This is a genomic window from Micromonospora sp. WMMC273, from assembly GCF_027460285.1.
Classification (GTDB): Bacteria; Actinomycetota; Actinomycetes; order Mycobacteriales; family Micromonosporaceae; genus Micromonospora; species Micromonospora aurantiaca.
In genome coordinates this window covers 3,406,925-3,419,188 of the sequence record NZ_JAPZBE010000001.1, presented here as the reverse complement: position 1 = coordinate 3,419,188, position 12,264 = coordinate 3,406,925, and the positions used below count along the sequence as shown (strand labels likewise).

10 protein-coding genes and 1 pseudogene are annotated in these 12,264 nt (G+C 73.4%); 4 read left to right on the top strand and 7 right to left on the bottom strand.

Annotated elements, in window-relative coordinates; all coding sequences use genetic code 11:
- Nucleotides 1–31: 31 nt before the first annotated feature.
- Nucleotides 32–442 (top strand): hypothetical protein, encoded by a 411-nt coding sequence (locus O7611_RS16070; RefSeq protein WP_013286745.1) that lies wholly within the window; start codon nucleotides 32–34, stop codon nucleotides 440–442.
- Between the two features lie 44 nt (nucleotides 443–486).
- Here the strand turns inward: O7611_RS16070 and pgi are convergent, their stop codons facing one another.
- Complete coding sequence (pgi, locus tag O7611_RS16065) at nucleotides 487–2,121, bottom strand: glucose-6-phosphate isomerase (protein WP_269697145.1); 1,635 nt, start codon at nucleotides 2,119–2,121, stop codon at nucleotides 487–489.
- A 244-nt stretch (nucleotides 2,122–2,365) separates the two neighbouring features.
- Between pgi and O7611_RS16060 the strand changes: the two are divergent.
- From O7611_RS16060 to O7611_RS16050, 3 genes and pseudogenes are all read left to right on the top strand, one after another.
- Nucleotides 2,366–4,331, top strand: a pseudogene (locus O7611_RS16060) (ABC transporter ATP-binding protein).
- 77 nt (nucleotides 4,332–4,408) lie between these two features.
- Nucleotides 4,409–5,458, top strand: a complete 1,050-nt coding sequence (locus O7611_RS16055) for an aldo/keto reductase (protein ID WP_194799158.1) — start codon at nucleotides 4,409–4,411, stop codon at nucleotides 5,456–5,458.
- A 215-nt stretch (nucleotides 5,459–5,673) separates the two neighbouring features.
- Nucleotides 5,674–6,216 carry an RNA 2'-phosphotransferase gene (locus tag O7611_RS16050; protein WP_194799159.1) on the top strand — a complete coding sequence of 181 codons (543 nt, stop codon included), beginning with the start codon at nucleotides 5,674–5,676 and terminating at the stop codon, nucleotides 6,214–6,216.
- A gap of 18 nt (nucleotides 6,217–6,234) precedes the next feature.
- Here the strand turns inward: O7611_RS16050 and O7611_RS16045 are convergent, their stop codons facing one another.
- The 6 genes from O7611_RS16045 to O7611_RS16020 all read right to left on the bottom strand — a co-directional run bounded on the left by O7611_RS16045 (nucleotide 6,235) and on the right by O7611_RS16020 (nucleotide 12,158).
- The gene (locus O7611_RS16045) at nucleotides 6,235–7,518 is read right to left on the bottom strand and encodes a sulfite oxidase (RefSeq protein WP_194799160.1); all 1,284 of its coding nucleotides are present in this window, start codon (nucleotides 7,516–7,518) and stop codon (nucleotides 6,235–6,237) included.
- 82 nt (nucleotides 7,519–7,600) lie between these two features.
- Nucleotides 7,601–8,239, bottom strand: coding sequence for a hypothetical protein (locus tag O7611_RS16040; protein ID WP_194799161.1), 639 nt, complete (start codon nucleotides 8,237–8,239; stop codon nucleotides 7,601–7,603).
- Nucleotides 8,236–9,642 (bottom strand): selenium-binding family protein, encoded by a 1,407-nt coding sequence (locus tag O7611_RS16035; RefSeq protein ID WP_194799162.1) that lies wholly within the window; start codon nucleotides 9,640–9,642, stop codon nucleotides 8,236–8,238. The genes O7611_RS16040 and O7611_RS16035 overlap by 4 nt, the downstream gene beginning before the upstream one ends.
- A gap of 16 nt (nucleotides 9,643–9,658) precedes the next feature.
- Entirely contained in the window at nucleotides 9,659–10,384 is a 726-nt protein-coding gene (locus tag O7611_RS16030) for an ABC transporter ATP-binding protein (protein WP_194799163.1), read from the bottom strand.
- Nucleotides 10,357–11,193: an ABC transporter permease gene (locus tag O7611_RS16025; protein WP_194799164.1), complete on the bottom strand. Its 837-nt coding sequence runs from the start codon at nucleotides 11,191–11,193 to the stop codon at nucleotides 10,357–10,359. Before O7611_RS16025 ends, O7611_RS16030 begins: the two co-directional genes overlap by 28 nt.
- Nucleotides 11,190–12,158, bottom strand: a complete 969-nt coding sequence (locus tag O7611_RS16020; RefSeq protein WP_194799165.1) for a sulfonate ABC transporter substrate-binding protein — start codon at nucleotides 12,156–12,158, stop codon at nucleotides 11,190–11,192. The genes O7611_RS16025 and O7611_RS16020 overlap by 4 nt, the downstream gene beginning before the upstream one ends.
- Nucleotides 12,159–12,264 lie beyond the last annotated feature (106 nt).

Here is a 12,264-nt window from a genome sequence, read left to right as displayed (position 1 = left end):
AATTGTCGTACCCGGACGTGAACATCTGTCCATGGCTGTCCCCGCACTGGCCGACCGGTCCCCCCAGCCGCGCGCCCTGCCGCTGCGCGAGGTCCGCACCCGGCTCACCCAGCTCGTCTCCCTGGCCGAGCTGACCGACACCGTCACAGTCGTCACCCGCGACGGCGATCCGCGGCCGGTCGCCGCGATCGTGCCCGCGTCCGCCGCCCGCACCGGCGCCCAGGCGCGCGCGGACGCCGAACGGGTCGCCGCGATCAGCGCCGGATGGGCCCGCCGCCTGGAGGAGTTGCACCGGCAGTCCAGCCGGCGGCACGCCGCCGAGCTGCGGGCGCTGGCCGACGCGCTCGCAGAGGCGTGGGCCGAACTCGACCGCCGCGCGCCGGCCGGCGACGCGGCGCTGACCCGGCTGCGCGCCGCCCACGCCGACCTGCTGCGCCGCTGACCCGTGGCGTCCCGCCTGTGTACGCGGGACGCCACGGGGTGCGGTCAGCTCCGGCCGCGCTCGGCCCGGTAGCGGCGGATCAGCTCGGCGGTCGAGGTGTCCACGTCGTCCAGGTCCGGGTCCGGCCCGGTGAGCTTCGGCGCGAGCTGATTGGCCATGACCTTGCCCAGCTCCACGCCCCACTGGTCGAAGGCGTTGATGTCCCAGATCGCCGCCTCGGTGAACGTGATGTGCTCGTAGAGCGCGATCAGCTGACCCAGCGTCGCCGGGGTGAGCTTCGGCGCCAGGATGGAGGTGGTCGGGTGGTTGCCCGCCATCACCCGGTGCGCCACCACCTCGGGCGCGGTGCCCTCGGCCTCCACCTGCTCCCGGGTCCGCCCGAACGCCAGCGCGGCGGTCTGGGCGAAGAAGTTCGACATGAACAGGTCGTGCATGTCGCCCAGGTCGTGGTTGGGCCGGCTGAACGCGATGAAGTCCGCCGGGATCAGCCGGGTGCCCTGGTGGATGAGCTGGTAGAAGGCGTGCTGCCCGTTGGTGCCCGGCTCGCCCCAGAAGATCTCCCCGGTCGGGTACGTCACCGGCGAGCCGTCGACGCGTACCGACTTGCCGTTGCTCTCCATGGTGAGCTGCTGGAGGTAGGCGGGGAACCGGTGCAGGTACTGCGAGTAGGGCAGCACCGCGTGGGTCTCCGCGCCGAGGAAGTCGGTGTACCAGACGTTGAGCAGGCCGAGCAGCGCCGGCACGTTGCGCTCCACCGGAGCGGACCGGAAGTGCTCGTCGACCGCGTGGTAGCCGGCCAGCATCTCGCGGAACCGGTCCGGCCCGATCGCCAGCATCACCGACAGGCCGACCGCCGACGGCAGCGAGTAGCGTCCGCCCACCCAGTCCCAGAAGCCGAACATGTTCTCCGGGTCGATGCCGAAGTCCCGGACCCGCTGCTCGTTGGTGCTGACCGCGACGAAGTGCCGCGCCACCGCGTCGTCGTCGGCGTCCAGCCCGGCGAGCAGCCAGCGCCGCGCCTGGTCGGCATTGGCGAGCGTCTCCTGGGTGGAGAACGTCTTTGAGACCACGACGAACAGCGTGCTCGCCGGGTCCAGATCGGCGGTCTTGTCGTGGATGTCGGTCGGGTCGATGTTCGACACGAACCGGCAGCTGATGCCCGCATCCCGGTACGCCTTCAGCGCCTCGTACGCCATCACCGGCCCGAGGTCCGACCCGCCGATGCCGATGTTCACCACTGTGGTGATCCGCTCGCCGGTGTGGCCCCGCCACGAGCCGGAGCGAAGGCGCTGCGCGAACGCCGACATGCGGTCCAGCACGGCGTGCACGTCGGCGACCACGTCCTGGCCGTCCACGGTGAGCGACGCGTCCGCCGGCAGGCGCAGCGCGGTGTGCAGCACGGCCCGGTCCTCGGTGACGTTGATGTGCCGTCCGGCGAACATGGCCGCGATCCGGTCGGTCAGGCCGACCCGCTCGGCGAGCGCGCCGAGCAGCGCGATCGTCTCGTCGGTGACGAGGTTCTTGCTGTAGTCCACGTGCAGGTCGGCGACCTCACCGGTGAGCCGCTCACCCCGCTGCCCGTCGGCGGCGAACAGGTCGCGCAGGTGCGTGGCGCGCATCGCCTCGGCGTGCTTGCGCAGCGCCTGCCATTCGTCGGTGGTGGTGACGTCCACAGCCATCGGGTCGATCTTCTCCTTCACGACGGGCGGTCGGCCGGCGCACGCCGGCGAACCCCACAAGCCTGCCACCCGGACTGGTCGCGCGCGACGCGACCCGGCGGCGACCACCGTGCGGGCGGGTCTTTCCGGCCACCGCCACGGGACACGCCGTTGGGACGCCTGTACGACACGCCGAACACGGGGAGACATCTGTCGATTGCGGAACGTAAGCTCCGGAGTCGTCGGCGTACCGGAGGAGACGCGTATGGCAGCGGTTTTCGGTCCTCGGCGCCCCTCGGACGAGCACCCGCCGGACGAATCCGCCCCGGCCGGGAGCGCGGCAGGCGACGAAACGCCGCTGCCGGAGCTGGCGGACGGGCACTGGATGAACCGCGCCACCGAGTTCGCCCACACCAGCTTCTGGTCGGTGGCGCGCCGGCTGCCCGCCCTCGTCCGCGAGGCCATCGGCCTGGCCTGGGCGACCAGCCGCCGGGACACGCTCGCCTCGATCGGGCTCAACGTGGTCGCCGGCCTGCTCACCACCTTCGGGCTGCTCGCCACCACCGGCGTGCTCCAGCAACTCTTCGCCGACGGGCCCACACCGGACCGGATCCGGGCGGCCCTGCCCGCGCTGCTGCTCGCGGCCGCCGCCGTGACGGCCCGGGGAGCGCTGACTGTCGCCGCCGGCTGGGCGCAGGCGCGGCTCATCCCGCAGATCAACTACCAGGTGGAACTCCGGCTGTTCGAGGCGACCACCGCTGTGGAACTCGCCGCGTTCGACGACGCGGGCTTCGCCGAGGAGATGGATCGTGCCCGCGATCGGGGCATGGCCGAGGCCGCGTCGATCGTGGACCACACCGTGAACCTGGTGACCGGCGTCGTGGGTGTGCTGGCGACCGCCGCCGCGGTCACCGTCATCCAGCCCGTCCTGCTGCCGTGCCTGCTGCTCGCCGCGGTGCCCGAGGCCGTCACCGCGGTCAAACTGGCGCGGCGGCAGTACCTGGCGCTGCTGGCCTGGATCACCCGTCGCCGCCGGATGTACCTGCTGGCCCGTCTGATGGCCGATCGGCACACCGCCGCCGAGATCCGTGCCTACCAGATGCGGGACTTCCTGCTGGCCGAGTACCACCGGATGATGACCGTCGAGACCCAGGCGCAGCTCCGGCTGGCCCGTTCGCAGACCGTTACCCGAGGACTCGGCCTGTCGGTGACCGGCGTGGCCGCGTTCGCGGTCTATGCCGTACTGGGCGGGCTGTTGATGGGCGGCGTGGTGGCGCTCGCGGCGGCGGCCACCGCGCTGCTCGCGCTCCAGGCCGCGTACGAGCCTGCGCACCGCGATCTTCGCCACCAACTCGCTCTACGAGGACGCTCTCTACTACCAGGACTACCGCGACTTCCTCGACCGGGCGGCACGGCGGATCCCGGCCGGCGGGCACCTGCCCGTCGACGGGTTCACGCGCATCGACGTCGACCGGGTCAGCCTGCGCTACCCGGACACCGACAGCGCGGCGGTCGACGAGGTCAGCCTCACGTTCCGGCGCGGTGAGGTGATCGCGCTGGTGGGGGAGAACGGCTCCGGCAAGACCACGCTCGCCAAGCTGATCGCCGGCCTCTACCGGCCCACCGGCGGCACGATCCGCTGGGACGGCGTGGACACCGCCGAACTGGACCCACGCCAGACCGCCGCCCAGGTCGCGGTGATGAGCCAGGACTGGTGGAAGTTCCCGTTCACCGCCCGGCAGAACATTCGCGTCGGCCGCCACGACCGCGCCGACGGCCCCGGACCGAGCGTGGAGACCGCCGCCCGCGACGCCGCCGCGCACGACATGATCAGCGAGCTGCCGTTCGGATACGACACGCTGCTGGACCGGCAGTTCAAGGACGGCCAGGACCTGTCCGGCGGGCAGTGGCAGCGGCTGGTGGCCGCACGCGGCCTCTACCGCGACGCCCGGCTGCTGATCTGCGACGAGCCGTCCGCCGCGCTGGACGCGCGTGCCGAGCACGCCCTCTTCCAGCATCTGCGGCGGCACCCGGACCGGGCCGTCGTGCTGATCACCCACCGCCTGGCGAACGTCCGGCACGCCGACCGGATCTTCGTGATGGACCACGGCCGGCTCGTGCAGTCAGGCGACCACGACACGCTGATGGCGCAGGGCGGGCTCTACCGCGAGCTGTTCGAGTTGCAGGCGGCCGGCTACCTCGCCGGCAGCGCGGAACCCGCCGACGGTTGACCTCCAGCGCACTCGAACTCCTACCGTGACCGGACCGCGCGCCACCCGGCCGGCGCGGTGCGACCCAGGGAGTTCACATGCGCTATCGCGTCCTCGGCGGCACCGGCATCGAGGTCAGCGTCCACTGCCTCGGCACCATGATGTTCGGCGCGGTCGGCAACCCCGACCACGACGACTGCGCCCGGATCGTCCATGCGGCACTCGACCGTGGGATCAACTTCGTCGACACCGCCGACATGTACTCGGCCGGCGAGTCGGAGGAGATCGTCGGCAAGGCCCTGCGCGGCCGCCGCGACGACGTGGTGCTCGCCACGAAGGTCCACTTCCCGATGGGGGAGGGGCCCAACCGGGGCGGCAACTCGCGACGCTGGATCGTCCGTGCGGTCGAGGACAGCCTGCGCCGGCTGGGCACCGACTGGATCGACCTCTACCAGGTGCATCGCCCGGACCACACCACCGACGTCGAGGAGACGCTCGGCGCGCTCACCGACCTGGTCCGGGCCGGGAAGATCCGTGCGTTCGGCTGCTCGACCTTCCCGGCCGAGGAGATCGTGGAGGCGCACCACGTCGCCGAACGGCGGGCGCTCGCCCGGTTCCGCACCGAGCAGCCGCCGTACTCGATTTTGGCGCGTGGTATCGAGACGTCGGTGCTGCCGGTCTGCCGCCGCTACCGGATGGGTGTGCTGGTGTGGAGCCCGCTGGCCTCCGGGTTCCTGTCCGGCCGGTACCGGCAGGGGCGGCCCGTCGACCTCGGCGCGGGCCGTCCGGCACTCACCCCGGCCCGGTTCGATCCGGCGCTACCGGGCAACACCGCGAAGTACGCCGCCGTCGAGGAACTGGTCGCGCTCGCCGACGAGGTGGGCTGCACGCTGCCGCAGCTCGCCGTGGCGTTCACCGCCGTGCACCCGGCGGTCACGTCGACCATCATCGGGCCGCGCACGATGGACCAGTTGGACGCGCTGCTGGCGGGGGCGGAGCTGACGCTCGACGACGCGGTGCTGGACCGTATCGACGAGATCGTCCCGCCCGGTACGAACCTCTACCAGCCCGACGGCGCCTGGTCCCCGCCCACCCTGACCGACCCGTCCCACCGCCGCCGTCCCCTCCCCGAGCGGGCCGCCGCCTGACCCCGCTCCTCCCGCCAACCCCGGTCGCGTCCCCCGCCTCCGCCCTCAGCTCCCCAGCCCGTCGATCATGGAGTTCCGGCCCCGGCAGTAAGCGCGAACCGGACACTCGAGGGGCGCAAACCGCAAGATCGACGAGGCGGGGCGAGGCGAGGCGGGGCGAGGGCGGGCGGGGGAACTGCGTCGACATGGGACGGGGGTGGCTCCACACTGGGCCGGTGGAACATCGGGATCTCGTTCGGGTGAGCAAGCGGCTGTCGCTGGCGTTGCGGCACCGGCCCGACGCGTACGGGCTGCGACTCGACCGGGCCGGCTGGGTGCCGGTGGCCGACGTGCTCGCCGGGCTGAGGATCAGCCGCGCCCAACTGGACGCCGTGGTCGCGGGTAACGACAAGCAGCGCTTCGCGGTGGAGGCCGGCCCGGACGGGGCCGACCGGATCCGCGCCAACCAGGGGCACTCCGTCCCGGTCGACCTCGGTCTGACCCCGGCCGCGCCGCCGCCCCGGCTGTTCCACGGCACCGGCGAGGCAGTGCTGGACGCGATCCGGGCGCAGGGGCTGCGCCGGGGCGGGCGGCACCACGTACACCTGTCGCCTGATGTGGCGACGGCCCGGCGCGTCGGTGCGCGCCGGGGCGGCGCGGTGGTGGTGCTGACCGTGGACGCGGCGGCGATGGCGGAGGCCGGGTACCTGTTCTACCGCTCGGCGAACGGGGTGTGGCTCACCGACACCGTACCGCCGCCCTACCTCGGCACCACCTGAGCGGCGGTCAGCAGGCGGTCAGCAGGCGGTCACCGGGTGGGCCACCACGGCGTCGAACAGGTACGCGAGGTCGTTCGGCGCGGCCCGGTCGGGCTGGACCGCGCCCGTGCAGTCGGTGGCGCGGGCGCGCAGCACGTGCCGGCCCGCGGCCGGCGGGCACCAGCGGACGGTCCAGCGCTGCCAGGCCCCACCCCGGTCGGCGGCGACCAGGTCGGCCGGGCGCCACCCGTCGCCGGTGTCCACCTCGACGTGCGCGATCGGGCCGTTGCCGGACCAGGAACGGCCGGTCAGCAGCATCTCCTCGCCGGCCGGCACCCGGGCGTCCCAGGGCAGCTCGAACGCGCTGCGGACCGGCTGGACGGTGAGCACGGTGCCGTCGGCCGGGTGACCGGGGCCGAACATGCGGTAGAACTGCGTGTTCCACGGCGAGAACAGGGCAGTGGTGGAGACCTCGATCGCGCCCACCCACTTGATCGAGGAGATGCCGACCCAGCCGGGCACCACGACGCGTACCGGGAAGCCGTGGTCGGCTGGCAGCGGCTCGCCGTTCATCTCGTACGCCAGCAGCACGTCGTCGAGCGCCTTGGCGACCGGCATCGGCCGGCGTACCCGACCGAGGTTGACCCCGCCGCTGACGTAGTCCGGGTCGAGTCCTTCAGGCATCACGTCGACCGCCTCGTCGCGCAGCCCGGCCAGGCGCAGCACCGTGCCGAGCCGCACGCCCCGCCACCGGGCCACGCCGACGCTGCCGAGCCCCCACGCCACGCCCGGGGCCGGCTCGTCCTGCTGCTCGGCGAAGTAGCGCCGCCCGTTGCCGGCGCACTCCAGCAGCGCCGCGTGTTCCTCGGCGGGCAGCCGGCGCAGCTCGTCGAAGTCGAACTCGACCGGATTGTCGCGGGTCGGCGCGCCGCGCAGGCCGTCGCCGAACAGGCGCAGCCGCCAGGTGGCCGCGTCCAGGTGCGGCGTGACGGTGTGGTTACGGACGAAGAAGCGGTCGATCGGGACCACGTACCCCTGGCCGGCCATCGACGGCCAGCGCATCTCGGCGTTGGTGTCCAGCGGGCGCAGCAGCTCCGCCGGCAGCGGCTTGACGATCGGCGCGCCGGGGTCGACGCCGACCGGCGCGGACGCCACAGCGACCGGCTCGCGTTCCGCGGCGGCGGCGGTCACCGCGGCCATCGCCGCACCCACCTCCAGCAGCCGGTCGCGGTCGACGCCCGGCCCGTGTGCCTGCCCGGCGAGCCACTGCCGGCTCCGGTCGGCGTCGTGGACGGCTTCGGCGGGGGACGGGGAGTGACTCACTGCTGACCTCCGGGGTAGGCGACGCTGCCTTTCCTATTCAATCAGTAGGACTTTTCGTCGATCCGTCGCAGGTGGTGGCGACTCACGCCGCAGCGATCAGCGTCACCACCCCGGCCGCCACGAGCACACCGGCCCAGAGCCGGTCGACGTTGAACCAGGCCCGGCGCAGCACACCGACGCCGAGCACCTCGTACACCAGCAGGGCCACGACCAGCGCGACGGCGAGCATGGCGACTGTGTGCACGGCGGCGGCGAGCAGGCCGGTCAGCGCGCCGGCCGGCGCGGCGGCGAGGTGCCCGGCGTGCGGGCCTCCGCCGGCCGCCGGTTCGGCGAGCAGCACCGGCAGCAGCATCAGGCCCGCGCCGTGCGCCGCCGACATCAGGAACGACCAGGCGGTGAGCTGCGCCGCCGACAGCCGCATCCCGGCCCACCGGAAGTGCCGCTGGGACAGCAGCCGCCACATCCCGAACCCGACAAGCAGCACCCCGCCGGTCACCGCGACCAGTGTGCTCGCGGTGACCGACCGGGTGGCGCTGACCAGGGCGGCGACCACCGCCACCGACGCCAGGTGACCGGCGGCGATCGGCGGCAGGGCCGCCAGCAGCGCGGCCCGGCGGCGCTCCTGCAGGCCCCGGGCCACCGCGAACAGCCACCCCATCGCCGGGTTCAGGCCGTGGAACGCGCCGAGTCCGGCCAGCGCCGCCCAGGTCGCGCCGGTCACGGGAAGCAGTACGAGTCGGACGAGGCGTCGCCGCCCTGCAACCGGGTCTGGTGCACGCGCAGGCCGCGGAACTCCTCGCCGCGCGGGAAGAACCGCGGGTCCGGCACGAGGCCGCCGGTCGCCGGGTCGACGTCCAGCTTCGCCACCCAGGCGCCCACGCCGTCGGGGTAGAACTGGTCGTCCCAGGCGCCGTAGAGCGAGTTGCTGACGTACACGCGGCGGCCGTCGCGGCTGATCTCGACCATCTGCGGGCCGCCGGCCAGCGGCTCGTCCGGGTACGCCGGGTGCGGGGTGCGGTTGACGATGCCGCCCAGGCGCACCGAGCCGACGCGTACCGGGTGGAACGGGTCGCTGACGTCGTAGCGGATCAGTTCGCCGGTGCCCCAGCAGGAGACGTGCAGGAACCTGTCGTCCACCGACAGGTCGATGTCGGTGACCAGCGGCGGCACCGCCCCGAACGGCTTGAGCAGGTCCGGCAGGTCGGCCGGGTCGGCCGGCTCGGCCGGGATGTCGATCACCTTGGTCACCGCCCAGGTGTCGCCGTCGCGGTGCCACAGCCAGATCGAGGCGGACAGGTCCTCGACGCTGATCACCACGCCGACGAAGCCGTACGACTTCGTCGGGTCGTGCGCGGGGCGCAGCTCCAGCGGCATCTGGTACTGGTCGCCGAGGTCGACGCGCTGCACGTGCCGGCGCCTGGGCAGGTCCCAGAAGTGGATCGCGTGCCCGTACCTGCGGCCCAGCAGCAGCTCACCGATGATGCCGTCCTCGATCATCGACGGCGTGCCCCACTCGCTGGTGACAAGCACGTCCTGCGTGTAGTGCCACCAGAAGTCGTACGCCAGGAACTGCGGCCCCCGGTCGGCCTCCCACGCGCCGCGCACCTCGAACGTGGTGTGGTCGAGCACGGCGATGCCGCCGGGCCCCTCCTGCCCGTCCGCGCCGCCGAGCGCGGAGACGTAGATGCCGTCCGGCCCGCAGTGCACGGTGTGCGGGCGGGAGTACCCGGCACGCTCGCCCAGCTCCTTCGCCTCGATCACCTTGACCAGGTTCGGCCGGCGCGGGTCGGGCTTGGTGTCGAGCACGTGGATCCGGGACGAGCGCAGCCCCGGCACGATCAGGTAGCGGCGTTCCACGTGCGGGTGCGGCGCGGTCGGGCAGAGCGCGCTGCTGCACGCGTTCCACCCGAAGTGGTGCAGTTCGTCGCCGGTGTTCGGCAGCTCGGTCCAGCCCACCACCCGGCCGTACGAGCCGGAGTCCGGGTCGGTGTCGAGCACCGCGATGGCGTCGGGGCGCTGCCCGGCGCGGTCGAACGCGGCGACGTACGCGAGCTTCTCGGCCGGCGCGGTGGCGGCGAGCGCGGGGGAGGGGTAGAAGGTCGGGTCGGGTGTCCAGCGGGTCATCGGTTCTCCCTCGCGGTCAGCCGGCGGGTACGCCGAGGCGGTCGAGCAGGTGGCGGCGCAGCGCGCCGAGGGCCGGGTCGTCGGGGCTCGGGGTGGGGCCGAGGCGTACCGGCACCTCCTCGGCGATCACGCCGTCGTCGAGGAGCAGTACGCGGTCGGCCAGCAGCAGCGCCTCCTCCACGTCGTGTGTGACGAGCAGTGCGGCGAAGCCGTGCTGGGCGCGCAGCCGCCGCAGCAGCCCCTGCATGCGCAGCCTGGTCAGCGCGTCGAGTGCGCCGAAGGGCTCGTCCAGCAGCAGCAGGTCCGGTTCGCGGACCAGCGCGCGGGCCACCGCGACGCGCTGCGCCTGCCCGCCGGACAGCTCGGCGGGCCAGGCCCGGCCCCGGCCGGCGAGCCCGACCTCGGCCAGCGCGCGACCGACCCGGTCGTTCACGTCCGGCCCGGTCAGGCCGAGCGCCACGTTGTCGGCGACCCGCTTCCACGGCAGCAGCCGGTGCTCCTGGAACACGACGGCGGCGGTGCCGTGCACCGCGTGCTCGCCGCCCGCGTCGCCGTCGAGCCCGGCCAGCACGCGCAGCAGCGTGCTCTTGCCGGATCCGCTGCCGCCGAGCAGCGCCACCGTCTCCCCGGCGGCGATGGTCAGGTCCACCCCGGCCAGCACCACGGCCGGGCCGAAGGACCGGGTCACCGCCCGCGCGGTGAGCACCGGCCCGGTCAGGTCGCGCGCAGTCCGCGTCGCCACGCCAGCGTCCTCCTCTCCGCGTACCGGATGAGCAGGTCGGAGGCGAGGCCCAGCAGCGCGTAGATGAGCAGGCCGAGCACCACCACGTCGGTCTGGCTGAACTCGCGCGCCTCCATCATCAGGAACCCGACGCCGGTCTGCGCGTTCACCTGCTCACCGACGACCAGGCTCAGCCAGGCCGCGCCGATGGCCAGCCGCAGCCCGAGGAACAGCGACGGCAGCGCGCCGGGCAGCACCACGTGCCGCAGCCGGGCCGCCGCGCCGAGACCGCAGGTGCGCGCCGCCTCCACCAGGCGTTCGTCGATGTCGCGGATGCCGGCGTACGTGTTGAAGTAGATCGGGAAGAACGCGCCGAGCGCGACCAGCGTGACCTTCAGCGACTCGCCGATGCCGACCCAGATGATCAGCAGCGGGACCAGGCCCAGGTGCGGCAGCATCCGGGCCATCTGCACCGGCGGGTCGACCAGGTCGTCGCCGAGGCGCAGCAGCCCGGCCGCCGCGCCGAGCACCAGCGCCAGGCCGCCGCCGATGAGCAGGCCGAGGGCGGCGCGGGTGAGCGAGTCGAGCAGGTGCACGCCGAGCGTCCCGTCGCGCGCCAGCCGCCACCCGGTTGCCAGCACCGCGCTGGGCGCCGGCAGCTTCTCCGGGGCGAGCAGCCCGGTCCGCGCGGCGACCTCCCAGGCGAGCACCAGCACGACCGGGCTCACCGCGCGCCGCCACCGCAGCGACGCGCGGGCCCGCGACCGCCGCGGCGACACCCGATCGGGTACGAGAGCAGGGGCGGCCTCGGCCAGCGCCGGACCGCTCACTGGAACGCCTCGTTGAACCGGCCGTCCACCCGTCCGGCGATGTCGACCGGTCCGGGCACGAGCTTCAGCTCCACGAAGCTGTCCGCGATGGCCTGCAACTCCGCGCCGATCTCCGGGGTGACCGGGGCGAGCGGCTTGGCGCTGCGGGCCAGCGCCCGGGTGGTCACGTCGAGCGGGATCTTCAGCTCCGGTGCGAGGACGGCGGCCCGCTCGCCCGGGTGGGCGATGCCCCAGTCGGTGGTCTGCCGGTACGTGTCCAGGAACGCGCGTACGTCGTCGGTGCGGTTCTTCACCGCGTCCGGTGCGGCCAGCACGTACTCGCGGTTGCCGGCCAGGCCGGTGGCGTCGGCCAGTACCCGTACGCCGGGCTGTTCGGCCAGCGCGAAGTAGGGATCCCAGATGATCCACGCGTCGACCTGCCCGTTGTCGAACGCGGGCCGCCCCTCGGCGGGCTTGAGGTACTTCACCTTGATGTCGGCGAGCGTCATCCTGTTCGCCTCCAGCAGCTTCACCAGCAGCCAGTGCACGTTGGAGCCCTTGTTCAGCGCGACCGTCCTCCCGCGCAGGTCGGTGAAGCCGCGGTACGGGCTGTCCGCCTTGACCAGCACCGCCTCGCCCTGCGGGATCGGCGCCGACGTGCCGATCACGGAGAAGGGGATCTTCCCGGCGGCGGCGAACACCGGCGGCGCCTCGCCGACCTGGCCGATGTCGATCGAGCCGGCCTTGAGCGCCTCGGTCAGGGCCGGGCCGCTCTCGAACAGCGACCAGGTGACGTTCTTCGCGTCGCCGCGCGCCTTGACCAGGCTGAGCCCGCCGAAGCGCTGATAGCCGATCCGCAGCGGACCGTCGCCGCCGCTGGCGTCGGCCGCCTCGCCGCCGCAGGCCGTCAGCGCCGTCGCGGCGAGCAGCGCGAGGGTGGTGAGCAGCGCGGCCACCGGCCGGCGGCGCGATCTGGGGGTACGCATGGCGACTCCTCGGGGAGGGATGGGCCCGGCCGTCGGCGGGCGACAGCAACCTACCAACCCGATAGGTTTTATGGGTAGTGTGTCGGCGTGGTCGTCCCACCACTCA

Coding starts and splice junctions, on each gene's coding strand:
- O7611_RS16070 (WP_013286745.1), top strand. CDS start 32: ATGGCTGTCCCCGCACTGGCCGACCGGTCCCCCCAGCCGCGCGCCCTG.
- pgi (WP_269697145.1), bottom strand. CDS start 2,121: ATGGCTGTGGACGTCACCACCACCGACGAATGGCAGGCGCTGCGCAAG.
- O7611_RS16055 (WP_194799158.1), top strand. CDS start 4,409: ATGCGCTATCGCGTCCTCGGCGGCACCGGCATCGAGGTCAGCGTCCAC.
- O7611_RS16035 (WP_194799162.1), bottom strand. CDS start 9,642: ATGACCCGCTGGACACCCGACCCGACCTTCTACCCCTCCCCCGCGCTC.
- O7611_RS16020 (WP_194799165.1), bottom strand. CDS start 12,158: ATGCGTACCCCCAGATCGCGCCGCCGGCCGGTGGCCGCGCTGCTCACC.